This window comes from Streptomyces sp. NPDC088725 (assembly GCF_044751305.1).
GTDB lineage: Bacteria > Actinomycetota > Actinomycetes > Streptomycetales > Streptomycetaceae > Streptomyces.
In genome coordinates this window covers 302,184-324,662 of record NZ_JBIVLO010000007.1, presented here as the reverse complement: position 1 = coordinate 324,662, position 22,479 = coordinate 302,184, and the positions used below count along the sequence as shown (strand labels likewise).

Here is a 22,479-nt window from a genome sequence, read left to right as displayed (position 1 = left end):
CCTTCCCGTGGCCTGTTTCGATAGTGGGCCGAGGTGGGGTGTGTCGCGGGCCCATGCCGGGCAAGCTGCGAGAATGACAGACCGTTATGTGCAGGTATCACTCGACAAGCGCGGCGTGCACTGCACCGCGAAGCTCCTGGACGACCGGGCTCCGGTCACATGCGCGGCCGTGTGGGACGCGCTGCCGCTCGGCTCCGACGTCTACCACGCGAAGTACGCGCGCAACGAGATCTACGCGCTCTTCCCCGCCTTCGCGGAGAAGGAACCCCCGCTGGAGAACCCCACCATCACGCCCATCCCGGGCGACCTCTGTTACTTCACATTCCCCGAGACCGAGCTGGCGAACACCTCGTACGGCTACGAGGAGAAGGCCATCAGCGGCCGGCGGACGGTGGTGGACCTCGCCCTGTTCTACGAGCGGAACAACCTGCTGATCAACGGGGACATGGGCTGGATCCCCGGCATCGTCTGGGGCACGGTGGTCGACGGCCTCGACCAGATGGCCGAGGCCTGCCAGGACCTGTGGCGGGCCGGAGCGATCGGCGAGACGCTCAGCTTCCGGCGGGCGTAGCGCCCCTCCCGGCGACGTTCACCCGGTCGGGTGGACATCGCCGTTCGCGGGCCTAACCACCGAAGGGCGCGAGATTCCCCGAAGGCGCGGGAATCCGCGCCGCGCCCGACTCGTACAGCGCGTGCGCCGCGCGCATCACCAGTACGTCCGCGTGGCGGGCGGCGACCAGCTGGACTCCGATCGGCAGCCCGTTCTCGTCAACCCCGCACGGCACGGTCGCGGCGGGCTGCTGCGTCAGATTGAACGGGTAGGTGAACGGCGTCCACCCCGTCCAGCGCCGCCCGCGCGCGCCCTCCGGTGCCTCCACGCCCGCTTCGAAGGCGGTGAGGGGCATCGTGGGCGTGACCAGCAGGTCGTACGTCTCGTGGAAGCGACCGAGCCGGCGCCCCAGCGCCATGCGCGCGTCCACGGCCGCCAGGTAGTCGAGCGCGCTCATGCGCTCCCCCTCCTCGACGACCTCCCGCAGCCCCGGATCGAGCAGTTCCCGCTGCTCCGCGCCGAGGGGCTGCACCACGCGCGCCGCGCCGCTGAACCACAGGGTGTGGAAGGCCTCCACGGGATCCGTGATGTCCGGATCGGCCTCCTCGACACGCGCGCCCAGCTCGGCCAGCCGCTGCACCGCGCCGCGTACGGCGGAGGCCACCGCGGGCTGGACCTCGACCTGACCGCCGAACGTCGGGGAGTACGCGACGCGCAGCCCCCGCACGCCCTCCTCCAGCGCCCCGCTCACGCTCTGGGCCGGGGCCAGCTGCGACCAGTCCCGCCAGTCGGCGCCGCTGAGGACGTCCAGCATCAGCGCCGCGTCGGCCGCGTCGCGCGTCATGGGGCCCGCGTGCGCGAGGGTGCCGAAGGGGCTGGAGGGGTAGAGCGGGATCCGGCCGTACGTCGGCTTGAGGCCGAAGATGCCGCAGAACGACGCGGGGATCCGGACGGAGCCGCCGCCGTCCGTACCGACCGACAGCGGGCCCGCGCCCAGCGCCACCGCCGCCGCGCTGCCGCCGCTCGACCCGCCGGACGTCCGGGACAGGTCGTACGGGTTACGGGTCACGCCGTGCAGCGGTGAATCCGTGACGCCCTTCCAGCCGAACTCCGGCGAGGTCGTCTTGCCGACGAAGACCGCGCCGTTCTCCCGCAGCCGGGCCACGGACGGCGCGTCCTCGTCCCAGGGGCCGTCGGCCCGGACCGTCCGCGATCCGCGCAGTGTGGGGGTGCCACGCTGCAGGATGAGGTCCTTCACCGTGACCGGCACGCCGTCCAGCAGCCCCTGCGGCTCCTTCGCGCGCCACCGCTCCGCGGACGCCTCCGCCTGGGCGAGCGCCGACTCGGGGTCCACCCTGACGAAGGCGTTGACCAGCGGCTGGACCGCTTCGATTCGCTCCAGCGCGGCCCGGGTCGCGTCGACGGGCGAGAAATCGCCCTTCTCGTAGCCCGCCAGGAGCTGCCGCGCGGTCAGACCGCTCAGGAAACCGTCATCGCTCATGCTTGCACCTATACCTGGATGATTCGTCTCTGGATCAGTCATGCATGGGGACGTACCCACGTTTCTTGTCGACCACGTTCGGCAGGGGCTTCCCATCGGCCCAAAGTTCGTACAAGTCCAGGAACTGGGTTCCGAGCCGGTCGCGCCAGCCGATCGTGTCACCGCTCATGTGCGGGGAGACGATCAGACCGGGTACGTCCCACAGCGGGTTCGCCGGATCCAGCGGCTCGTGCTCGAAGACGTCCAGGGCCGCGCCCGCGATCCACCCCTTGGACACGGCGGCGAGGAGGTCGTCCTCGACCACGAGCTGCCCGCGTCCCACGTTGATGAACCGGGCGGAAGGCTGCATCAGGCCGAAGAGGCGCGCGTCGAACATGTGGCGCGTCGCGTCCGTGAGCGGGGCCGCGGAGATCACCCAGTCGGCGCCGGTAACGAGCCGGTCCAGCTGATCCGCGCCGTGCACGCCGGGCCGTGCCGTCCGCCCCGTGACGGCGACCTCGACCCCCAGCGCCTTGAGCATGTCGGCGATGGCCCGGCCGATCGGTCCGGCCCCGACGACGACCGCGCGGCTGCCGCCGACCTGGAGCCCCTCGCGGTGACGCCAGCGGTGCTGACGCTGCAATTCGAGCGTGCCAGGCAAATCTTTCGCCATGGCGATCATGAGCCCCGTCACGTATTCGGCGATGGGTTTCTCGAAAATACCGCGGGCGTTGGTCACCACCGTGTCCGAGTTGATCAACTCAGGACAGAGCAGCCGGTCCACTCCGGCGCTCGCCGTATGCACCCAGCGCGGGCGCGGACCGTCGCCCGGCCAGGCGAGCCGTACGGCGTCCGAAAGGAAGTCCCAGACCAGCAAAGCGTCGGCAGAAGGCAGCTGAGCTGCGAAGTTCTCCTCATTGGCATAACGGATCGTGGCGCGTCCCGTCAGTTGACCGAGTCGCGGAGGCGGGTCGGCTTCCAGTACGAGCAGGGTTGGTACGGCCATGAGAAGAGCCCTTCTGTGGACAGTGTGAGGGGGCGCACAAGTGGGGCGCAAGGTAGGCACGAGGCGGGGCGCACAAAGGGTTGTGGGTGGGGTCCCGCGTTTCGTGCGCGAAAACTCGATGCAACGTCTTACTTGTACGGATTGACCACGCTCGCATTGTGCTCTTACCTTCGTCAACAAGACGTGAGAGCGTCGGGCCGTGTAGAGCATTTTGTAGGGGGCCAGCGTTGGAAGTCTCCTTTCTGGGTGGACCGCAGCCGCAGCGTGGTATCGGCGTGGTAGCTCCCTTCGATTTCGCACTCGACCGCGAACTGTGGCGCTGGGTGCCCGATGAAATTTCACTGCGCGTGACCAGAACTCCTTTTGTGCCTGTCGAGGTCTCCCTGGACCTCGCCCGGTTGGTCAGCGAGCACGAAACTCTCGGCGAGGCGGTACGGGCGCTCGGCGCGTCCGAACCCGAGGTCATCGCCTATGCCTGCACCTCCGGCAGCTTCGTCGGCGGCCCGGCCGGCGAGCGCGCCATGTGCGAGGCGATGACCAGGGCCGGTGCCGTGCCCTCGCTCACCACCTCGGGCGCTCTTGTGGAAGCGCTCGAAGCACTGGGCATAGGCCGGCTCGCGCTGGTGACGCCCTACACGGAGTCCGTTACCCAGTCACTCGAGGAGTATCTGGGTGAGTCAGGGGTATCCGTCACTGGCCGCGCTTTTCTGGGGCTGACCAGGGACATCTGGAAGGTTCCTTACCGGTCGGTCATGGATATGGCGCGGCAGGCCGTCGCAGGGGCGGCCGACGCGCTCTTCATCAGCTGCACGAATCTGGCGACATACGACGCCATTCCGCAGCTGGAGGCCGAGCTGCAGATGCCGGTGCTGTCCGCGAACCAGGTCACCATGTGGTCGGCGCTGCGCAAGCTGGGCGCGGAGGCCGTCGGCCCGTACCAGCGGCTGCTGCTCGACACGGCGCAGGTGCGCCCGGTGCGGCCGGTGGATCAGGTTCTTCCGGTTCAACCGGTCTTTCCGGTGGTACCTGTGCAACCGATCATGCCGGCGCTGCCGGTGTCGTCGGTGGAGCCGGTACACATGCTGCCGCCGCCGGAACCGCAGCCGGACGAACAGGAAGGGTGGACATGACGACCGTCGGATTCCTCTATCCCGGGCACTCCGCGGAGGACGACTACCCGCGCATCGAGATGCTGCTCGACAGCGACATCAGACTGCCGGTCGTCCACACCGACATCGGCGAGGACGCCCACCGCGTCGACGCGCTGCTCCAGATGGGTGCGGATCAGCGGCTCGCGGACGGTGTGGAGGAGCTGCGCCACGCCGGTGCGGAGTCCGTGGTCTGGGCCTGCACGAGCGGGAGCTTCGTGTACGGCTGGGACGGCGCGCAGGATCAGACGCGCGCCCTCGCGGCCGCCGCGGGCCTCCCCGCGTCCAGTACGTCGTTCGCCTTCGCCCACGCGGTGCAGGCGCTCGGCGCCGAGCGGGTCGCCGTGGCGGCCACGTACCCGGAGGACGTCACCGAGTACTTCACCGCCTTCCTCAAGGCGGCGGGGATCGAGGTGGTGGCGGACCGGGGCAGCGGGATCATCACGGCGGCCGAGGTCGGGACCTGGGAGTACGAGCAGGTTCTCGAACTGGCCCTCGCGGGTGATCATCCGGATGCCCAGGTCGTCCTGATGCCGGACACGGCCCTGCATACGGCGGCCTACCTGCCGGACCTGGAGAAGGCGCTCGGCAAGCCGGTCCTCACGGCGAATCAGGTCACGGTCTGGGAAGGACTGCGGCTGGTGGAGCGCAAGGTCTGGGCTCCGAAGCTGGGAACACTGTTCGCGTCGCGGGAATGAGGTGCTGAGCAAGGCCCGGACGGGGCGGTGAACGAGGCCGCCCGGAACGGGGCTGCGAGCAAGGCGCCTTGACGTCCCCGCCGGGACCGGCCCGACCGGCCGGGAATAACCGGAGAGCCCCTCCTGTTCCAGCCCCTGACGCAGGGGCTGAAGGAAGATTTCCGAACGCAGGAGGGTCTGACCGGTGGTAGACGCGATTCGAGGCGACGCGAATTCGAGCGGCGCGAAGTCGGGAGACGCGATCCGGGGTACGGCGCTCGGTACCGCGCCCGTCCCCCTGTCGGTACTCGACCTGGTCACGGTGGGCAGTGGTTCCACCGCGACCGGGGCGCTGCGGACCAGCGTCGAGATCGCGCAGCTCGCCGAACGCCGCGGCTACCACCGGCACTGGGTCGCCGAGCACCACTCCATGCCGGGCGTGGCCTCCTCGTCGCCCGCGGTGATCCTTTCCCATCTCGCCGCCCACACCGAGCGCATCAGGCTCGGCTCGGGCGGCGTCATGCTGCCCAACCACGCGGCGCTGGTCATCGCTGAGCAGTTCGGCACGCTGGAGGCGCTGGCGCCGGGCCGCGTCGACCTCGGTCTCGGCCGCGCGCCGGGCACGGACGGCGCGACGGCCGCCGCGCTGCGCCGCTCCGACCGGTTGAACGAAGGCGCGGACGACTTCCCGCAGCAGCTCGCCGAGTTGACCCGCTTCCTTGACGACGACTTCCCCGACGGGCACCCGTACTCCCGCATCCACGCGGTCCCCGGTCCCGTCCAGGGCCCGGTCGGCCGCCCGCCCATCTGGCTGCTCGGGTCCTCCGGCTTCAGCGCGAGGCTGGCGGGCGTGCTCGGTCTGCCTTTCGCCTTCGCGCACCACTTCTCCGCCCAGAACACCGTCCCCGCACTGGACTTGTACCGACAGTCCTTCCGCCCCTCCGGGACACTGGACGCCCCGTACGCCGTGATCGGTGTGTCGGCCCTGGCCGCCGAGAAGGAGTCAGAAGCGCACCGCCAAGTGCTGTCCGGCGCACTCTCGATGGTCCGTCTGCGCACGGGCCGCCCGGGACTCGTACCGACGCCAGAGGAGGCGGAGGCGTACGAATTCAGCCCGGTGGAGAGGGAGTTCGTGGACGGCTGGCTCACGAACATCGTCTACGGCACCCCGGACGCGGTCCGCTCGGGCCTGGACGACCTCCAGAAGCGCACCGGCGCCGACGAGTTGATGATCACGGCCAACGCGCACGGCGGCGAGGCGCGGCTGCGCAGCTACGACCTGATCGCGGACGCGTACGGCCTGCCGGCCACGACGGCCTGACGCGGACCACGCGTCACGCACCCGGCCACCGCTCGGTCCTCGGACCGGGCGGTGGCCGTTTCACATGCGGTGTTTCCTGTGCTGTGGGTTCACGCGCGTGGGTTCACGCGTGGTGGGTCAGCCCGTCACTTCTCGTACGTCTCGCAGGTCTCGTACCGGGTGGGGTGCCGCGTGCGTGGGCGCGGGTGCCACCGGTCGGCGTGACCACCGGCCCGCGATGATCGCGCACACCATCAACTGCATCTGGTGGTACAGCATGAGCGGGAGGATGACGGGACCCGCCGCGCCGCCGAACAGCACCGCCGCCATCGGAAGTCCCGTGGCCAGGCTCTTGTTGGAGCCGCAGAAGACGATGGTGACGCGGTCCTCGCGGCTGAACCCCATCCGCGTCGCTGCGAACGACGTCGTCCAGAGCGCCAGCGCGAGCAGGGCGGCGCACAGGCTCAGCAGCGCGAACAGCCGCACAGGTGTGACCTGTTGCCAGATGCCCTCCCGAACGCCCCTGCTGAACGCCGTGTAGACCACGAGAAGGATGGAGAGACGGTCCAGGAGGCCGAGTTTCTTCTTGTGACGGCCGATGAAGGGGGCGATCCAGCGGCGGAGCAACTGCCCGGCGACGAAGGGCAGAAGCAGCTGCGTGGCGATCGTCAGCAACCCGTCGGCCGAGAAGCCGGTGGTGGTGCCGATCAGCCAGGCGGCGAGCAGCGGTGTGGCCGCCATCCCGAGGAGGCTGGAGTACGTCCCCGCGCAGATCGCGGCCGGAACGTTGCCCCGGGCCGTGGAGGTGAGGGCGATCGACGACTGAACGGTCGAGGGGACGATGCACAGGAAGAGCAGACCTGTGTAGAGCTGGTCGGTGAGGAGGACGGGAACGAGGCCGCTCGCGGCCAGGCTCAGGACGGGGAAGAGTACGAACGTGCTTGCCACCACGACGAGATGGAGCTTCCACTGACGCAGGCCGGCCAGCGCCTCCGCGGTGGAGAGCCGTGTGCCGTAGAGGAAGAAGAGCAGGCCGATGGCGACATCGGCCGCGCCCCCCGCCACGGCCGCTCCCCGGCCGGTCGCCGGCAGCAGCGCGGCGATCGCGACCGTGCTGAGGAGGGCGGCCACGTACGGATCGACCACCCTCCTCAGCCGGCCCGGCCACGCGACCGGCCCGGACGTCGGCACCACATCAATCACCGCACTCGTGCTGTGGCGGCGTGCGGTTGTGCTGTTGCACGTGGACGTCGTCGCCGTCGCCGTCGTGATCGCTGCCCGCTGTGCCGTTGCTCGCGAACAGGGTGTTGAGCGTCCTGTCGACCTCAAGCCACGAGTCCGCGTAGGAGTTGTCGATGACGATCAGCCCGACATGCCAGGAGGAGATCGGCTCGGGCACCGGCGACTCGTCCTCCGGCTCGTCGTCGTCCAGCAGATCGTCGTCGCGTCGTTCGAAGGCCGGCGGACGGCTGTGCGAGGCCTCGCCGTGCGGGGCACCGGTCTGCGACGGCGCGTTGGGGGACGAGGTTTCGCTCTGCGAGGGGGTCTCGCTCTGCGAGGAGTCGGCGTGGTCCGGGCTGTCGTGGCCCCGAGTCTCCTTGGCCGGAGTTCCGTTGACCTGGGTCTCGTCGGCCCGGGGCTGGTTGTCCGCCGTGCCCACGGGGGCCGGCGGCTGCGCGGCCTGTGCGACGGCGCTGCCGCAGAGCACGCTCACGGTCGCCGCTACGCCGGCGACCGTCGCGGAAGCCCGGGTGAAAGGGAGCGCTTTCCGGGGCCCGCGATGCCGGCCGGTACCGGCCCGCGGAGGAGGCTGTGGCGCGAGAGGCCGCGGGCCCGGATTGCGCGGTGCGAGAGGTGACATGAGCGAGGGTGGATCCGTGATCACACCGACACCGGCTGGGGAATTCCGTGGTGCCTGCTGATGTTCTTCTCCAGCAGTTTCGTCGAGCCCGCGACTCCGACGGCCCCGGTCTCCGCGGTGTCGGGCAGCCGGCCGTCCGCCAGTTTCAGATCCGCCAGTGCGCCGTCGATCGCGCCGTGCGCGGCGAAGAGGCACGGTGTGCTGTAGATGGCGATATTGACGCCCAGATCAGAGAGTTCGGTCAGGGAAAGCCTCGGTGACTTTCCGCCCGCGATCTGGTTGAACAGCAGCGGCTTGTCGCCGGTGACCGAACGGATCTTGCGAATCCATTCCACGCTCCGAACCCCGTCGACGAGGACGACATCCGCGTCCGTTTCCGCCAGAGCCTGCGCCCGCCGCATGATTTCGGACTCTTCCGTGGCGTCCGTACGCGCCACCACGAGCAGGTCCTGCCTGCTGCTGAGCACCAGGTTCAGCTTCTCCAGGTACTCCTCAAGAGGGAGAATCAGCTTGCCGTCCGCGTGCCCGCACCTGCGCGGGCGCTTCTGGTCCTCCAGAATCACCCCGGAGGCGCCGGTGTGTTCCAGCCGCTGCACCACATGGCAGGCGACTTCGGGATCCACATAACCGTCGTCGATGTCCACGAGCAGGTGATGGCGGGGGAATGCGAGGCGCAGTCGCTCCACGAAGGCCAGCATGTCGGGCCAGGCGATGAAGCCGATGTCCGGAAGGCCGTAGTGGGAGGCGGCAAACCCGAACCCGGAAACGAAGAAGCCGTTGTAGTGCTGCGCCGCGATGGACGCGGAGTACATGTCATAGATTCCGATGAGCGGTGTGGTGCGGGGTGATTCAACAGCCTCTCGCAAGGCGTCGCCGTAGCGCATGGATTGTCTCCCTGATTCCGGAACTCGCGCTGTCACGAGTTCTGTCGAAGTCGTGCTGCGCACAGATTTGCAGAAAACCAAGATTTGGTAATGCGACACACCGGATCTCGTCCATTCCTGGCAATGTTTGCACCAAGCCGACAGGCGTGGACGGGTGCCGTCAGGCGCCGCACGGGCGTCGCGTGGACGTCGTGCGGGCGTCGCGTCGCCTGGGACGCGGGGCGTCTGGCGCCGTTTCAAGCGCGTTGTCAGTGCCCCCTCGTAGCGTTCTCGTAGTGGAGAGCGGCGCACACGAAACGGATGCCGCTCCCGTCGTGGGGAGGGGTCTGCCATGTCGCGTACCAGGACGTATCTGGAGCTGTCGCAGGACGGCGGCGGGGCGCACAAGTTCTACGAGGTGGCCGTGGAGGGGACGGTCGTCTCGGTGCGCTACGGCCGGATCGGCGCTGGCGGCCAGTCGCAGACCTCGACCTTCCCCACCGCCGAGAAGGCGCGGGCGGCGGCCGCGAAGAAGATCGGCGAGAAGGTCCGCAAGGGGTACGCCACGGCGGTTCAGGGGCAGCGGGCGGCGCGGGCGGTGACGCGCAGGGAGGTCACGTCCGCGCCGTCCACGGCGCGCGCCGTCGCGCCGGTGCTGTGGCGGTTCCGTACGGGCTCGTCGGCGTTCGGGATCCACGTGGACGGCGACCGCTGCTGGGTGGGCAATCAGGCGGGGGATGTGTACACGCTCAGCCACGGCGGCGAGGTGCTGGCCCGTTACGCCCTGCCCGACGGCGTCAAGTGCCTGGTCGCGGACGACTTCTGGATCTACGCGGGGTGCGACGACGGCAAGGTGTACGACCTGTCCTCGAAGCTGCCGTTCGCCGCGTACGACATCGCCTCCGACGTCGACATCTTCTGGCTGGACATCCGTGAGGGCGTGCTGAATGTGTCGGACCGTGACGGCGGTCTGACGGTCATCGACCACGAGGACGAGTACCAGTGGTCGCGCAAGTCGGCCGGCGGTCAGGGCTGGATGGTGCGCGCCGACGGGCGTGCCGTCTATCACGGCCACCAGAATGGGGTGACGGCGTACGAGCCGGGCGGCGCGGGCGAGTTGTGGCACACACCGACCACGGGCGGGGTGCTGTTCGGCTGGCAGGAGGACGAGTCGGTGTACGCGGGCACCGCGCGCTGTGTCGTCCAGCGGCTGTCCAAGACGACGGGCACGGTCGAGGCGGTGTACTGCTGCGACACGGCGGTGTACTCGTGCGCGACGGCGCGCGGCGGCCGGTTCGTCTTCGCGGGTGACAGTTCCTCCTCGGTGTACTGCTTCGACGCGGACGGCACGCGGCTGTGGAAGCTGCGCACGGGCGGCGGTTCGGCCCTGTCCATGCAGTACTTGAACGAGAAGCTGTACATGGTCACCACGGACGGCTCGCTCGTCTGCGTGGACGCGAGCGACGCCGCGATAGCGGCCGCCCGGGAGGGCACGGTCCCGGTGGCGATGGACGTGAAGCAGGCGGCCGCGCTGCCCACGTACACCCCGTCGGCGACGGTCCGGACGGTCGCCTCGACGGACGTGGCGGTGTCCGGCGGCGGAGTGGTCGTGGAGTGCGTCCAGGAGGGCGGCCGGATACGCGTGCATGTGGTCTCGAACGGCTACGAGCCTTCGTGGAACGTCCAGTTCCCGCGCGGGATACGCCAACCGGGCACGCGCTACGTGGTCGAGGCGCTGCACCCGACGCCGGCGGGCTTCTACCGGGTGCGCGGCGAGATCAAGCGCCTGGTCTGAGAAGAGAACCCGAATGTCCTGGGGGCCCTTTGCCTCCCTCTCAACTCGTCGTAGGTTTCGCCCCTATGAGCGCTTCGATCACTGCCCTCGTCATCGGCATCGTCGGTGTGGCCGGCACCCTCGCCTCCGGTCTGCTCGCCCATCGCAGCGCGCTGAGGACAAAGCAGCTCGAACTCGACCGCTCCGAGCGGCAGAAGCGGGAGGAATGGCAGGAGCTGGCCCGCCGGGAGAACCTGGCGGCTCGCAGGATGTCGTACGTCACGGTCAACCAACGCCTGCGCAACCACCACGACGCGTTGTGGGACATCGTCCGCGAACTACGCGTCGGCCGACCGGTCACCGCCGCGCAGCGGGAGCGCGCGGCTGAGGCGCGGCAGGCGATGGGGGAGGCGTATGCCGAGGCGCAGATGATCGTGTCCGACGACGTGCTGGTGGTCGTGGCCGACCTCACCCACCGTCTCCGGCACATCTCCAATGTCGTGGCCCGCCATCTCGCGGAAGAAGAGGAGGCCGACGAGGACCTGGACGCGCTGCACGAGCGGTTGCTGCGCGCGTCGGAGAGCCTGTACGAGGTGCGTCAGACAATGCGGAACGACCTGGGAATCACCAGCCTGCCGATAGGCCGCCCGACCGGCCACGGCGCTCACTGACGGCGCGGGTGGCCGGGCTGGCGGGGGACCGGGTGCGTGGGGGAGTCCAGCCAAGCGGTCTGGCGGCCGGACGGGGGTACGGTCAGGCCGAAGCGCTCCGGGCCCGGACTGCCGTGCCGCTGCCACCAGAGGTATGCCGCCGTCATCTCGTCCCAGAGGCGGCGCGGGCCGTACTGCCACACCGTGAAACGGCCGTCGCTCCGGCCGTCCTTGTCGATGGCGGCCCAGGATCCCGCGTCCGTCGCGGCGATCCAGAGGCGGGACGCCACGCCGGGTACGTCGGGGTTGTCGTGCCAGGTGTGCCATACATCGGTGAGTTGCGGGCCGACGGCGAACCGCGCCGCCCAGTCGTCGCCCGCGACCGCCTCCGGGTTCAGCTCGGTACCGGACTCCTCCGGTACGTGCTCGTCGCGCACCACGTCACGGTAGATCCGCAGGTCCGTGCGCTGCTCGCGCATGAGCATGAACGACGCGTGCGGCGAGAACCTGCCGGAGGCGGTGTGGGTGCCGTCGCTTTTGCCGCCGTCGCTGTCACTGTCGCTGTCCACGGTCAGTCGCAGCAGCCCGAAGCAGCACCACGGCGACGCCCCCGGGGTCAGGATCACCCCGCCGGGCCGCGTCTGCGCCACCCAGGCGGGCGGCACCTCCCGCACGGAACAGGTGGCGACGATCCGGTCGTACGGCGCGTCGGCCGCGTACCCGCCCGCACCGTTTCCGGTGATCACCCGGGGGCCGAGGCCGGCGTTTCCGAGGCTGGACGCGGCCCGCAGGGTGAGCGCCGGGTCCACCTCCATCGTCGTCACACGATCGCCGCCCAGCCGGTGAGCCAGGAGCCCGGCGTTCCAGCCGGTGCCGGTGCCGATTTCCAGCACGCGATGGCCTTCCCGTACGTCCAGCATGTGCAGCATGCGGAAGACGATCGACGGGGCTGACGCCGAACTCGACGGCCAGCGTGGGGCGTTGCCGGGCTCGCGGCCGTCGTTGATCTGCGTGACCATGTGGCCGCTTGAGACCTTCTCGATGTTCGACAACGAGCGGGTTTGCGTAGAGCTCCTCACCGCGGCGGTCACGGTGACCGCGCCGTCCGAGATCCAGCAGTACGTCAGGGCTTTCGCCCGGGCCTCGGAACTGGCCGTCTACGGGGCCGACGCGCGGGCGTTGATCACTTCCGCCATAGAAGCCTTGTGAGTGGTCAGACGGCGAAGAGTTCGGCGGCCAGGGCGTCCAGCGTGGCGAGGTCCTGGAGTGGGAACAGGGCCGCGATGGGCTCGAAGAGGTCGAAGGAGTGGTGCTGTGCGATGCCCGCCGCCTGGCGGTGCAGTGCGAGACCCAGGCACTGGCGGGGGAAGTCCCCGGACGCCGGCCACTCGGCGGCCTCCAGGAACGCGCGCAGCAGCGTCTTGTCGCAGTTGAACAGGGCGCGGTGCAACTGACCGATCTCGTAGTGCCGGTCGGTCACCGTCGCGTCGCCCCAGTCGATGATCCCGGTCAGGCGGCCGTTCTCGACGAACACGTGCTGGGCGGTCAGGTCGCCGTGGACGAAGGCGGGGTCGTACGGGCCGAGTTGCGCCAGGTAGGTGTCGACCTGCGCGGTCAAGTGCGGTGGCAGCGAACTCTGTTCGGCGGCCGCCGTCACCGCCTCGCGGGTGGGGTTCGGTGCGGAGCCGGCCGACGGGCGCAGCGCGTGTACGCGGTGTACCTGGCGGCCCAAGTCTGCCGCGACCACAATCTGTTGGGCGCGTGACAGTTCAGCCTCCCGCCAGGGGATGCCGGGCATCCGGGTGGTGATCAGGTACGGCCACGGCGCGCTGTCGTCCTCGTACAGCCGTCCCTCGCCGAGCAGCCTGGGCGCGGCGATCTCCGGGTCGGTGGCGATCAGGGTCTGGGCGGCCCGTTCGGCCGTGTGGCTCTCGCGCCAGGCCCGGGAGTAACCGAACAGCTTCACCACGAGGTCGCCGTAGAGGAACGTCGGGTACGTGCCGTTGGTCCCCGCCGTCAGCTTCCGGCCGGGTCCGGGGCCGGAAGCAGGATCCCTCAGGCCGTGCCGGTCGAGGATCTCGGCGACGTACGGCCACCAGAAATCCGTGTCGCCGAGGCGCGAGACGTGATCCTGAATGGACGTGAATGCGGGGGTTCCGGCTGCGCTCATGCGGTGAGTGTGGTTGGTGCGGGGGTCGTGCGCAAACCGTCATGGAGCGGGGCACCGCCGGAAAACCGGTGGACGCGGGGCGTTCCCGGCGGTGGGATGAGGCCGTGTCCGTCAGGGCCCATGGCGAGGAGGCGCGCGTGTCGGCTGATGGTTCCGGTGAGGTGTTCGTCGACGTGGCGCTGGTGCGCCGGCTGCTCGCCGCGCAGTTCCCCCGGTGGGCGGAACTGCCTCTCGCACCCGTACCCGTGGCCGGGATGGACAACGCGACGTTCCGGCTGGGCGACGACATGTCCGTACGGCTGCCCCGTTATCCCCGGTGGGCCGGGCAGGTGGAGCGGGAGCACCGGTGGCTGCCGCTGCTCGCGCCACGGTTGCCGCTCCCGGTCTCCGAACCGCTCGCGAAGGGCGCGGCCGGTGCCGGCTACCCCTTTCCCTGGTCGGTCTACCGGTGGCTGGAGGGCGAGACCGTGACCGTCGGCGGTCTGGCGGATCCGGTGCGGACGGCGACGGAGCTGGCGGGGTTCATCCTCGCTCTCCAGGAGATCGACCCGACCGGAGGCCCGGGGCCCGAGGCCAGTAACGCGTTCCGTGGTGTGCCCATGGGCGACGCGCGCGACTCCCTGGCCGTCGAGGCGCGCGTCCGTCCCAAGATCGCCGCGCTGAAGGGGCTGATCGATGTCGACGCGGTGACGGCCGTGTGGGAGGCGGCGTTGGCGGCGCCCGCGTGGGACAGGCCGCCGGTCTGGATTCACGGGGACCTCGGAACCGGCAATCTCCTCGCGGTAGAAGGCCACTTGAGCGCCGTCATCGACTTCGGGACGCTCGCGGTGGGTGATCCGGCCGTCGACCTGATGCCCGCGTGGCAGCTCCTGCCCGCCGAGGCGCGGGGCGTCTTCCGTACGGTGCTCGACGTCGATGACGCGACCTGGGCGCGCGGGCGCGGCTGGGCACTGGCCGGGTCGCTGCCCGTGCCCGACGATCCCTACTACGCCGACCCCGCGCGCGTGCGCACGGCCCTGTCCCAGCTCGACGCGCTCATCGCCGACCTCTGAACTATGCCAGTGCCTGAGTGACGTTGAGGTAGTCGAGTACCGCCCGGGAGTCGTCGGCCCGGGCGGTCAGTGCCAGGTGGTTGTCCGGCCGGATCAGTACGAGCGCGCCCTCGGCGCCGGTCACTCCGTACGCCGTTCGGGCGAACTCGCCCTCGTCGCCGAGTACGTGGAGCGGCCGTACGCTGCCGCCTGCCGCGGCGGCCACCTCGCGCAGTGCCCCGGCCGTGTCCGCGCCGAAGCCCAGCAGGGTGAAGTGAGGGCCTGCGAAGACCTCGAAGAGGCGGGCGGGGGCGCCGGTTCCGGGATGGCGACACGGCGCGTCCGGGGCGCGGTCGCCCGGGTGCGGCGGGCCCGTACGTACCTCCGGTACCTCGCCGCCGCGCGTCAGCGAACTCCAGCGGTAACCCAGGCCCAGAGTCGACGTCTCCGCGGTGACGGCGGAATCCAGGCCGCCGCCCGGCTGTTTGATCGCTTCCATGGTGCTGCTCAGCCGATCCGAGGCGAGGCCCAGGGTCCGGGCGGCGACCGCCAGCCGCTCCTCCTCATACGTGTCGAGCAGACCGTCTCCCGCCGATCCTGTCAGCGCCATCGCGAGCTTCCAGCCCAGGTTGAAGGCGTCCTGGATGCCGCTGTTCATCCCGAGACCGCCCGCGACCGGGTGGACGTGCGCCGCGTCGCCGGCCAGGAAGGCGCGGCCCACGCGATACCGTTTCGCCATGCGGGAGTTGACCCGGTAGACGGACAGGAGTGTGGCGGACGCCAGCTGGACGCCGGGGCGGCGGGCATGTCGGTCGAAGAGCCGTTGAAAGCTTTCCCTGGACAGCTCGATCGGTGGGGGTTGTGCCGCACATATCGGTCCGCCCCGCGGGGCGGGACACGGCGCACAACCCCGACGAGTGGCTGAACGCCATCGCCAACGGCTTCGGCATCAGCCTCACCCCCGAGGCCTCGGCCCGCTTCTACCGGCGCCCCGATGTCGTCTACCGGCCGGTGACCGGTGTCGGTCCCTCGCAGGTCGGAGTGGTCTGGCCCAGAGCGGGCCAAGTGGCGGACGCCGTACAGGACTTCGTACGCAGCTGCCTCGCGGTACGAGCGCGGCAGGCGGCCACCCCGGCCGCCGCACCAGCGACAGCCGCCCCGGCCGCCGCACCAGCGACAGCCGCCCCGGCCGCCGCACCAGCGACAGCCGCCCCGGTCGCCGCACCAGCGACAGCCGTCCCGGTCGCCGCACCGGCCCCGGCCGCCCCGCCAACTCCCCCCGTCGTCACACCCGCAGCCGACTGACCGCGATCATCTCCGCGATCCGTTCCGGCGCCACCGGCCGCGAGTACAGCCAGCCCTGGCCCGTGTCGCAGCCGATCCTGCCCAGCCGCTCCGCCTGCCCCGGCGTTTCCACGCACTCCGCCGTGACCGTGAGGCCCAGCCGGTGGGCGAGTTGGACCAGTGCCTCGACGATCATCTCGTCCGCCGGGCTCGGGTGCGTGCCCTCGTCGTACCGGAAGCCCCGTACGAACGAGCCGTCGAGTTTCAGCACGGACACCGGCAGCCTGCTGAGATACGCGAGGTTCGAGTAGCCCGTTCCGAAGTCGTCGATGGCGATCCGTACGCCCATGTCGCTCAGCGCCTGGAGCGCCTGGAGCGGGCGGCCCGCCGAGCCCATCACCGCGGATTCCGTCAGTTCCAGTTGCAGCAGGTGCGGTGCGAGGCCGGTCTCGGTGAGGATTTCGGCGACGTCGGCCACCAGGTCGGAGTCCCAGACCTGCCGCACGGCGACATTGACGCTGACGAACAGGGGCGGCTCGTCCGGGTGTTCGCGCTGCCACCGGCCGGCCTGGAGGCAGGCCGTACGCAGGACCCAGCGGCCGAGCTGCACGATCGAGCCGTCCTCCTCGGCGATCCCGATGAACCGGTTCGGCGCGAGCATGCCGAACTGCGGGTGTTCCCAGCGGACCAGCGCCTCCACACCCTGTACGGTCCCGTCGGCCATCCCCACGAGCGGCTGGTACTGGAGGACGAACTCGCCGCGCTCGACCGCCGGGCGCAGCGTGGACGACAGCGCCTGCCGGGTCATCCGGTGCGCGTTGCGCTCCGGGTCGAAGAGGGTCCAGCGGGCCTTGCCGTCGGCCTTGGCCCAGTACAGCGTGGTGTCGGCGGCCTGCATCAGCTCGGTCGGCGTGGTCCCGTCCGCCGTACGCTCCACGACACCGATGGACGCCGAGACGGACAGCCGCTGCCCGCCGAGGTCGAAGGGGAGCTGGAGCGCGGCGAGTACGGAGCGCGCGAGGTCGGTGAGCTGGTCCGTGCCGACGGAGTCCTCGACGAGGATCGCGAACTCGTCGCCGCCGAGCCTGGCCACCAGATGCCCGCCGCCCGTGTGCCCGGCGTGGTCGGCGCATTCGGTGAGCCTTCCAGCCACGGCGGTGAGCAGCCGGTCGCCGACGCGGTGGCCGAGGGTGTCGTTCACGGCCTTGAAGCCGTCCAGATCCAGGTAGCAGAGACCGATCCGCCCTGTTCTGCCGCTGTACGTCTCGTCGTACGGCTGGTCGTACGGCTCGTACGCGGAGTTCTCCAGCGCCGAGGAGAGCCGCTCGAAGAACAGCGTGCGGTTGGGCAGCAGGGTCACCGGATCGTGCATCTGGAGGTGGCGCAGCCTGGCCTGGAGCTCGCGCCGGTCGCTGATGTCCGCGATCGAGAGCAGCATGTTCTCGCTCTCCGGTACGGGCGAGACGGTGACCTGCGTCCACACCGCGCGTCCGTCGGAGTGCTTGAGCCGGCGGGTGCAGCGGAAGCGTGCGCGGCTGCCGCGCAGCACCTCGCGGTAGGCGCGCCAGGTGCGGGTGTCGGAGCCGAGGCCGATGAGGTCGGCCGCGCGCTGGTCGCGCAGGGCGGACGGCTCGGTGCCGAGCAGTTCGGCCAGTGCCTCGTTGGCGGTGATGACGGAGCCCTCGTGGTCGAGGACGGCCATCGCGAGCTGCGCCACCCGGAACGCGGCGCTGTAGTCGCGCACCTCGGCGTCGGTTCTGGCGGCCGGCGTGCGCGGTCCGCCGGTTCTGCCGATGGCATTACGTTCCGTGATCGGCTGCGGGGTGCTGCCGGACGCGGCGACTGCCGCAGGCCGCGGTCCTTCGGAGGTTCCGCTCACGGCTCGCTCCCGCGTGCAGTCGTGTCGTACAGGGGTGATCGGGACGGTCGGCCAGGGAAAGTGTGCCGATCATAGAGGCTGGCCGGGTGACCGTTCCAGCTCTGTCGCCGGGAACGGGATGCCAGGGGCTGACGGAGTGTCGAGGGACGATCGTTTCTGCACGGCTGTGACCTCGAACGACGTCCTCATGACTGGATGTGACTTTCCGTGATCCGCCGGGGTGTCGGGCTTCTCACTCGTGTGGGGCAGCGGAACAGGGCGTACCACCACAAATCAACAGAGGGTGGGTGACGTGTCCCGCATTCCCACCCGGAGGTCCATGTGGTGCGTCAGCAGACACCCGGGGGAGTGGACCGGCGGCTGCGCGCGGGCATCGCCGCCTTCACGTCCCTCATGGCGTTCGCCGCGGTCTCCCTCGTCGCGGGTCCCACCGTGGCCGCGAGTCCGCGGGACCCGTGCGCTCTGCCCCGTACCTCGGCCCACCACTCCCTCGGCCTGGACACCTGGAACGGCGACTACCCGCGGCCCGACCGCACGCTCGACGCGGTCATGATCTTCCTGTCCTTCCCCGACGCGGTACCGCACACCGCCCCCGCCGAGCTGGCCGCCGACCACTTCCCGGCCACCAGCCGGTTCTACGAGCGGGCGTCGTACGGGAAGTTCAGGCTGCGGGCGCACCCCAGGCTCCAGTGGCTGAAGATGCCGCGCCCGTCCACGGCGTACGGCATAAAGCGCGACTGGGACCCGGAGCGGCGTACGGACTATCTGCGCGACGCGCTGCGCGTCGCCGATCCGGTCGTGGACTTCTCGCGGTACGACGTGGTCTACCTGGTCGCCGATCCCGACGCGCCGGGCGTCGACTCCGACGCCACGAAGGTGGTCAACTTCGACCGGCCGCTGAAGGCGGACGGCACGGACATCAGGCGCGTCGTCACCGTCTTCGAGCGGCACCCCCCGGACCGCAATGTGCTGGCCCACGAGACCGGGCACGCCTTCGACCTCGCCGACCTCTACCACCGGCCCGCGGACGGCAAGGGCGACTGGGACACGTACGTCGGTGACTGGGACGTCATGGGAAGCCAGTTCGGGCTCGCCCCCGACTTCTTCGGCTGGCACAAGTGGAAGCTCGGCTGGCTGGGCCGGCAGCAGGTGCGGTGCGTGGCGCCGACGGGCACCAGCATGCTCACGCTGGAGCCGATCGCCGAGGCGCGGTCCGTCGGCGGGAGCGCGGGGACGCGGCTCGCGGTCGTCAGGACCGGCCCGGACTCGGTCCTCGCCATCGAGGCGCGTGGCGCGATGGGCAACGACGACAGGACCTGCGAGGAGGGCGTGCTGCTCTACCGGGTGCGCAACGGGACGGCGTCGGGCGGCGGCCCGGTCGAGGTGGTGGACACACATCCGCGCACCTCGGCGTGCGGGGAGAACTCCGTCTATCCGCCGCTGGCCGACGCGCCGCTGGGGGTGGGCGAGACGTTCACGGTCCCGGGCGGTCACACCCGGGTGGAGGTGGCGGACCGTACGGCGACCGGGGGGTGGACGGTCAAGATCACCACGGGGCTTCCCGAGTGACCTCGCACACCCGCCCGCACGAGGCGCTTCAGCCCGCACGAAGCGCTTTAGCGTGCACGAAAAGGCCCCCCGCTCGCGCGAGGGGCCTTTTCCGTCTGTGCGCCGCCAGGGACTCGAACCCCGGACCCGCTGATTAAGAGTCAGCTGCTCTAACCAACTGAGCTAGCGGCGCCTGCTGACGTCGTAGACGATAGCACCCGGATCGGCGCGATGAAAAATCGATATAGCGAGGTGCGCCCGGAGGGCTTGTGGGGCCGGGTTCCGGGCCGTATCCGGTGGTCAGAGGGCTACCGGGGGAGCCGGGCGCCCGCCGCGTTTCCCGGTGCGGCGGTGCCCACCGCCGCACCCGTCCCGCCCGCCGCTCCCCGCGTCCCGTGCGGCGCCTTGCGCGGCGGTACGCCCTGGGGGCGGGAGGCGGACGGGTGGCCGGCGGGCCCGGAGGTCCGCAGCGCGGCCCTGGCCGCCCGTACGCAGGCCCAGAGCAGTACGTCGGGACCCGGCAGCCACGGGTGGCGGGTGTCCGGCGCGACGACCCAGCGCGGGCCCGGCGCGGTTCCCGGCGTCAGGGGCGGCACGGTCACGGCGTCGCCCGGGCCGTGAAAGAGCAGCGGCGGTATCGCGGCCTCACCGGTGCCCACTCCGTCGCGCCCGCCTTCCCCGCAGCTCCGGCGCTGGTCGGCGACCGGTATGCCCGCGCGCCCCCACTCCTCCCAGGCGAGCAGCGCGGGCAGTCGCTGCGCGGTGCCCGGCGCGGCGAACAGCAGCATCCGGCCGCGGTACGCCGAGACAGGGCCGGAGCCGGGGCCGTCGGCCCACAGGCGGTCCAGCATGCGGCGGCCGAAGACCGCGGGCGCGTTCACCACGTCGAAGGCGGAGCCGCAGGGCACCACGCCGGGAGCGGTCGGACGCGTGGCCCAGAGGGAGAGTGTGGAGCGGGGATACGGCCCCGCCGAGGCGAGCCAGTCGGCACCGGCGGCGGTGAGCTGTGAGGTGTGGTCCGTGCCTTCTTCGCGGAGAGGGCCGAAGATGCCGCGGCGGCGCTCGTCGTCACTCGTACCGGGGCTCAGCGGGGATTCGTCTCTTACCCATGCACTCATGGAACTCAGGTCTACCGGGAGTAATGGGCCCGTTCCGCTGAGTTCGTGAAAATCGGGACGGTGCGGGACCGGCGGAGTAGCATGCCGCCCCGGCATATGCCCCGTGCGTTGCCGCGGAGGGCGCGCGCCGGTCGCGCGTTCGCGGGCCTGCCCGGCTCGTTCGCGGCCCGTTTCACCGCTCCCCGGAGCGTCTCATTCGCCGTCCGGGCCTTCGCCGCGGAGCAGGTTCCGGCCGAATTCGACCATCTTCTTCGCATAGTCCTCGGTCCACTCCGCGCGCTCCGCGATGTCCGCCGCCGTCAGCATGTCGAACCGCCGCGGGTCCGCGAGCTGGGCGGCCGCGATCGCCTGGAACTCCATCGCGCGGTCGGCCGCGACGCGGAACGCGAGGGTCAGCTCCGTGGACCTGGCCAGCAGTGTGGCGGGGTCGTCGATCGATTCCAGGTCGAAGAAGTGCTCGGGGTCGGTGACCGCCTCCGAGGGCTCGAAGAGCAGCGGCGCGGGCCGCAGCCGCCGTTCACTCCGCTCGGGATCCGCCATTGCTGTGCCTCCTGCTGGTGCGTGTGCGGCCATGGGCCACCGACTATTCTCCCGCCCTCCGCAAGTGGGCCTCAGGGGGCTCGCGAGAAAGGGGCGCACGCCCGCACACTGCTGAGGCGTGCGCCCCCTGGCTCCCGCACGCTGTCGGCCCGCGCGCGCCCACTGCCGCGCGTACGCCCGTCGTCGCGCGTACGTCTTTTACGGCCGCCAGGGCACGCGGTGCTCCGACAGATGCGCCAGGACCGCGTGGTTCGCCTCCCAGCCGTCCGGGAATTTGACCGTCACCCCCAGCTGAACGGGCTCCGTCGAGGGATGCTCGTCCAGTAGTTCGGCGACGCCCGCGCGGCACACCACGACGCACGCGTGCCGGTGCCGGGACGCGAGCACGCAGAGCCGGCCGGTCTCCAGGTGGAACGCCGTGGCGTCGGGCCGTCCCGAGAGCGGGTGGAGCACGACCGTGACGTCGAACTCCCGCCCCTGGAGACGGTTCGCGGTGTCCACCGCCACCCCGCTCACCCCCAGCTCCGCGAGGGCCGCGCGCACCGCCGCCGCCTGGTCGCGGTGGGCCGTACCGACCGCGATCCGGTCGGCCGTCACCGGCACGGGCTCCGGGGAACGCTCGCTGGTGGCCGCGCCGCCGCGATCCAGCAGCCGGCGGACGACCAGCGCCACGGCCCGCACCGCTTCCGGGTCCGTGCGGGGGGTGCGCCGGGCCGGCAGCTCCAGCAGCCCCCAGCCCGCCTCGGCCGCCTCGTCCAGCACCCGGTCCGGCCCCGAGCCGTCGGACGGGACACCGAACGAGAGCCGCCGGTCGCCGGGGCCCGTGCCGCTGCGGAAGCGGGTGTACGGGTAGAACGCGTCCGACACCAGCGGCGCGGCCGACGCGGGCAGCCGCCACGAGACCGGCAGCCGGTGCTGGGGCAGCTCCGGGTTGTGCGCGAGGAGCGTCGAGACGGCGCTGGCCGACGGGTCGTACGAGAGCCCGGCCCACTGGTCGGCGCCGACGATGCTGAACGGGTCGAGCTGGCCGGGATCGCCGACGAACAGGGCGCGCTCGAAGAGTCCGGCGACGGCGAGCAGCGCGTCCGACCGCATCTGGTACGCCTCGTCCACGATGGCGTGCCGCCAGGGCTCGACGCCCTGCACATGCGCCCACTTGGCGGCCGTGGAGATCACGATGTCGAGGCCCGCGAGGTCGGCGGCCTTGGCCGACTTGCGGACGTTCGCCAGCTCGTCCAGCGCCTTGTCGTACGGATCGGGGTCGTTGCTGTGCAGCCGGCCGACGGGCAGGTCGGGCTCCTTCTCGGCGAGCCGGGCCACCAGGTCGTCCACCTGGGCGTTCGTCTGCGCGACGACCATCAACGGCCGCCCGGCGGCGGCCAGTTCCAGCGCGGCACGCACGACGAGCGTGGACTTGCCCGCGCCGGGCGGGGAGTCCACCACGACACCGCGAGCGGCGCCGTGCAGGGTGTCGCGCAGGATCGCGTCCGTGGCGCGGGTTGCCTGGGCGCCGGGACCGAGGGCGGCCTCCGGCGCGGGAACGGTCTCCGGTCGCTCGATGGGCACGGTCATCGGGAGTCTCCGGGTCCTGTACGGGGGC

22 protein-coding genes and 1 tRNA gene are annotated in these 22,479 nt (G+C 70.9%); 10 read left to right on the top strand and 13 right to left on the bottom strand.

The features are described from left to right. The first annotated feature begins 73 nt into the window (after nt 1–73). Complete coding sequence (locus ACIP6N_RS20135) at nt 74–571, top strand: DUF3830 family protein (protein ID WP_401817234.1); 498 nt, start codon at nt 74–76, stop codon at nt 569–571. A gap of 52 nt (nt 572–623) precedes the next feature. Here ACIP6N_RS20135 and ACIP6N_RS20130 read toward each other — a convergent pair whose 3' ends face one another. After that, entirely contained in the window at nt 624–2,051 is a 1,428-nt protein-coding gene (locus ACIP6N_RS20130; protein WP_401817233.1) for an amidase, read from the bottom strand. A gap of 34 nt (nt 2,052–2,085) precedes the next feature. Continuing rightward, entirely contained in the window at nt 2,086–3,036 is a 951-nt protein-coding gene (locus ACIP6N_RS20125; RefSeq protein ID WP_401817232.1) for a D-2-hydroxyacid dehydrogenase, read from the bottom strand. A gap of 227 nt (nt 3,037–3,263) precedes the next feature. On the opposite strand from ACIP6N_RS20125, the gene ACIP6N_RS20120 reads away from it, so the two are divergent. The 3 genes from ACIP6N_RS20120 to ACIP6N_RS20110 all read left to right on the top strand — a co-directional run bounded on the left by ACIP6N_RS20120 (nt 3,264) and on the right by ACIP6N_RS20110 (nt 6,182). Beyond that, nucleotides 3,264–4,166: a decarboxylase gene (locus tag ACIP6N_RS20120; protein ID WP_401817231.1), complete on the top strand. Its 903-nt coding sequence runs from the start codon at nt 3,264–3,266 to the stop codon at nt 4,164–4,166. Further along, complete coding sequence (locus ACIP6N_RS20115) at nt 4,163–4,882, top strand: decarboxylase (RefSeq protein WP_401817230.1); 720 nt, start codon at nt 4,163–4,165, stop codon at nt 4,880–4,882. The genes ACIP6N_RS20120 and ACIP6N_RS20115 overlap by 4 nt, the downstream gene beginning before the upstream one ends. Nucleotides 4,883–5,066: 184 nt before the next feature. Next, nucleotides 5,067–6,182: an LLM class flavin-dependent oxidoreductase gene (locus ACIP6N_RS20110; protein WP_401817229.1), complete on the top strand. Its 1,116-nt coding sequence runs from the start codon at nt 5,067–5,069 to the stop codon at nt 6,180–6,182. Between the two features lie 117 nt (nt 6,183–6,299). Here ACIP6N_RS20110 and ACIP6N_RS20105 read toward each other — a convergent pair whose 3' ends face one another. The 3 genes from ACIP6N_RS20105 to ACIP6N_RS20095 all read right to left on the bottom strand — a co-directional run bounded on the left by ACIP6N_RS20105 (nt 6,300) and on the right by ACIP6N_RS20095 (nt 8,906). Beyond that, nucleotides 6,300–7,307, bottom strand: a complete 1,008-nt coding sequence (locus ACIP6N_RS20105; protein ID WP_401817228.1) for a bile acid:sodium symporter family protein — start codon at nt 7,305–7,307, stop codon at nt 6,300–6,302. Between the two features lie 49 nt (nt 7,308–7,356). Beyond that, nucleotides 7,357–7,875 (bottom strand): hypothetical protein, encoded by a 519-nt coding sequence (locus ACIP6N_RS20100; RefSeq protein WP_401817227.1) that lies wholly within the window; start codon nt 7,873–7,875, stop codon nt 7,357–7,359. A 167-nt stretch (nt 7,876–8,042) separates the two neighbouring features. Continuing rightward, entirely contained in the window at nt 8,043–8,906 is an 864-nt protein-coding gene (locus ACIP6N_RS20095) for an oxaloacetate decarboxylase (RefSeq protein ID WP_401817226.1), read from the bottom strand. Nucleotides 8,907–9,237: 331 nt separating this feature from the next. On the opposite strand from ACIP6N_RS20095, the gene ACIP6N_RS20090 reads away from it, so the two are divergent. Both ACIP6N_RS20090 and ACIP6N_RS20085 read left to right on the top strand, forming a co-directional pair. After that, on the top strand, nt 9,238–10,680 hold the full coding sequence (locus ACIP6N_RS20090; protein ID WP_401817225.1) for a WGR domain-containing protein: 1,443 nt from the start codon (nt 9,238–9,240) through the stop codon (nt 10,678–10,680). Between the two features lie 65 nt (nt 10,681–10,745). Next, the gene (locus ACIP6N_RS20085) at nt 10,746–11,330 is read left to right on the top strand and encodes a hypothetical protein (RefSeq protein WP_401817224.1); all 585 of its coding nucleotides are present in this window, start codon (nt 10,746–10,748) and stop codon (nt 11,328–11,330) included. On the opposite strand, the gene ACIP6N_RS20080 is transcribed toward ACIP6N_RS20085, so the two are convergent. Continuing rightward, on the bottom strand, nt 11,324–12,238 hold the full coding sequence (locus ACIP6N_RS20080; RefSeq protein ID WP_401817223.1) for a methyltransferase: 915 nt from the start codon (nt 12,236–12,238) through the stop codon (nt 11,324–11,326). The genes ACIP6N_RS20085 and ACIP6N_RS20080 overlap by 7 nt on opposite strands. Here ACIP6N_RS20080 and ACIP6N_RS20075 point away from each other — a divergent pair. Then, the gene (locus ACIP6N_RS20075) at nt 12,237–12,518 is read left to right on the top strand and encodes a Scr1 family TA system antitoxin-like transcriptional regulator (RefSeq protein WP_401817222.1); all 282 of its coding nucleotides are present in this window, start codon (nt 12,237–12,239) and stop codon (nt 12,516–12,518) included. The two genes, ACIP6N_RS20080 and ACIP6N_RS20075, sit on opposite strands and share 2 nt — an antisense overlap. 4 nt (nt 12,519–12,522) lie before the next feature. On the opposite strand, the gene ACIP6N_RS20070 is transcribed toward ACIP6N_RS20075, so the two are convergent. Further along, the gene (locus tag ACIP6N_RS20070; RefSeq protein ID WP_401817221.1) at nt 12,523–13,479 is read right to left on the bottom strand and encodes a phosphotransferase family protein; all 957 of its coding nucleotides are present in this window, start codon (nt 13,477–13,479) and stop codon (nt 12,523–12,525) included. A 137-nt stretch (nt 13,480–13,616) separates the two neighbouring features. On the opposite strand from ACIP6N_RS20070, the gene ACIP6N_RS20065 reads away from it, so the two are divergent. Then, nucleotides 13,617–14,531 (top strand): aminoglycoside phosphotransferase family protein, encoded by a 915-nt coding sequence (locus ACIP6N_RS20065; protein ID WP_401817220.1) that lies wholly within the window; start codon nt 13,617–13,619, stop codon nt 14,529–14,531. Between the two features lies 1 nt (nt 14,532). Here the strand turns inward: ACIP6N_RS20065 and ACIP6N_RS20060 are convergent, their stop codons facing one another. Then, a complete protein-coding gene (locus ACIP6N_RS20060) occupies nt 14,533–15,354 on the bottom strand; it encodes an FAD-dependent monooxygenase (RefSeq protein WP_401817402.1) in 822 nt (273 codons plus the stop codon). A gap of 17 nt (nt 15,355–15,371) precedes the next feature. On the opposite strand from ACIP6N_RS20060, the gene ACIP6N_RS20055 reads away from it, so the two are divergent. Beyond that, complete coding sequence (locus ACIP6N_RS20055) at nt 15,372–15,815, top strand: LysR substrate-binding domain-containing protein (protein WP_401817219.1); 444 nt, start codon at nt 15,372–15,374, stop codon at nt 15,813–15,815. On the opposite strand, the gene ACIP6N_RS20050 is transcribed toward ACIP6N_RS20055, so the two are convergent. Further along, on the bottom strand, nt 15,796–17,673 hold the full coding sequence (locus tag ACIP6N_RS20050; RefSeq protein WP_401817218.1) for a putative bifunctional diguanylate cyclase/phosphodiesterase: 1,878 nt from the start codon (nt 17,671–17,673) through the stop codon (nt 15,796–15,798). The genes ACIP6N_RS20055 and ACIP6N_RS20050 overlap by 20 nt on opposite strands. A 321-nt stretch (nt 17,674–17,994) precedes the next feature. Between ACIP6N_RS20050 and ACIP6N_RS20045 the strand changes: the two genes are divergently transcribed. Next, nucleotides 17,995–19,242 carry a M6 family metalloprotease domain-containing protein gene (locus tag ACIP6N_RS20045; RefSeq protein WP_401817217.1) on the top strand — a complete coding sequence of 416 codons (1,248 nt, stop codon included), beginning with the start codon at nt 17,995–17,997 and terminating at the stop codon, nt 19,240–19,242. 98 nt (nt 19,243–19,340) lie between these two features. Here ACIP6N_RS20045 and ACIP6N_RS20040 read toward each other — a convergent pair. The 4 genes from ACIP6N_RS20040 to ACIP6N_RS20025 all read right to left on the bottom strand — a co-directional run bounded on the left by ACIP6N_RS20040 (nt 19,341) and on the right by ACIP6N_RS20025 (nt 22,451). Further along, nucleotides 19,341–19,414, bottom strand: a tRNA-Lys gene (locus tag ACIP6N_RS20040). Between the two features lie 115 nt (nt 19,415–19,529). Next, the gene (locus ACIP6N_RS20035) at nt 19,530–20,339 is read right to left on the bottom strand and encodes a hypothetical protein (protein WP_401817216.1); all 810 of its coding nucleotides are present in this window, start codon (nt 20,337–20,339) and stop codon (nt 19,530–19,532) included. Nucleotides 20,340–20,531: 192 nt separating this feature from the next. Beyond that, nucleotides 20,532–20,879, bottom strand: coding sequence for a hypothetical protein (locus ACIP6N_RS20030; protein ID WP_401817215.1), 348 nt, complete (start codon nt 20,877–20,879; stop codon nt 20,532–20,534). Between the two features lie 198 nt (nt 20,880–21,077). Next, nucleotides 21,078–22,451: an AAA domain-containing protein gene (locus ACIP6N_RS20025; RefSeq protein ID WP_401817214.1), complete on the bottom strand. Its 1,374-nt coding sequence runs from the start codon at nt 22,449–22,451 to the stop codon at nt 21,078–21,080. Nucleotides 22,452–22,479: the final 28 nt, after the last annotated feature.